Annotated in this window: 1 protein-coding gene; it reads right to left on the reverse strand. The window is 69.3% G+C overall.

Going from position 1 to position 1046, the window contains the following annotated elements; translation table 11 throughout:
- Positions 1-215 precede the first annotated feature (215 nt).
- Positions 216-1046: NAD-dependent epimerase/dehydratase family protein (locus EON91_RS14580; protein ID WP_292096153.1), on the reverse strand; the 831-nt coding region annotated here is incomplete at its 5' end.

Below are 1046 nucleotides of genomic sequence, written 5' to 3' on the forward strand. Positions count from 1 at the left end.
CTCGGCCCCCGCGCTTTCCCCGGCCCGCGGCGCGCAGGCCGATGCGCCCAGGGCAATAGCTGCCGCCAGCGCGAACGCGCGGAATTGGCTCATTGGAAATCTCCTCCCCGGAGTCTTCGACGTCTTTGCGGAGTCTGTGCTCCCGTTGCGGCAAGGGTAACGCCGCCCCACGGCGTTGCAAGGCGCACCCGGTAACCCCAGCGTGAGTAAGAGGCTTATTCTGCGGCCAGCCGCTCGGCCTGGGCCGTCCGGCGGGCCTGCGAGGCCGCATGGCTCGCCAGCGCCCAGTTCAGCAGGCGATCCAACCCGGTATGGAAGCCGCCCGGCCGCCAGCCCAGCTCCCGCTCGGCCTCATGGGAATCCATCATGGGCCCGCCCGAAGCGACCAGCCCGTCGCCCTCGACCATCAGCAGGCTCGACCACAGCTCGCCGTCCGCCATCGGCGTCCGCTCGTCCAGCAGGGCGCAGACGCTTTCGGCAATGTCGATATCCCGCCGCTCGGCCCCGACCGAAAGGTCAAACCGCGATTGCGCCGGCGCCACTTCCGCCGCCCGCAACAGCCCCGACGCCATGTCCCGGATCGGCAGCCAGTCGCGAACCGTCTCGCCACCCATCTCCAGATGGAAGGGTCGCTGGTTGACCAGCGACGACATCAGTCGCGCTATGAACGACGATTGCGGCTGCCACGGCCCGAACGCCTCGCCCGCGACGCATGTCACCAGCGGCAGGTCATTCGCCCGCGCCCAGCGGTCGAGCAGGGCCGCCGCCGCCCCCCGCGCCGCCTGCGGCCGCGTCAGCTTCTCCGGCACATCGCTCTCGGCCCGCTCCGCATGCACGATGCGGAACCGGTCGCGCTTCTCGCCATCGAGCCGCTCGTAATACTGCCGCGATGCTTCCAGCACGCCGAAAGCTCCGCCGATCTCAGCGTCGACCATCGCTTCGGGATCATCATCGCTGGTGGCCGCCAGATGGATCACAACTTCAGGCGCAAACTCGCGCATGATCGCGCGGATCATCGCGCGGTCGGTCACATCGGCTTCGAGGCG

The organism is Brevundimonas sp. (genome assembly GCF_004210735.1).
GTDB lineage: Bacteria > Pseudomonadota > Alphaproteobacteria > Caulobacterales > Caulobacteraceae > Brevundimonas.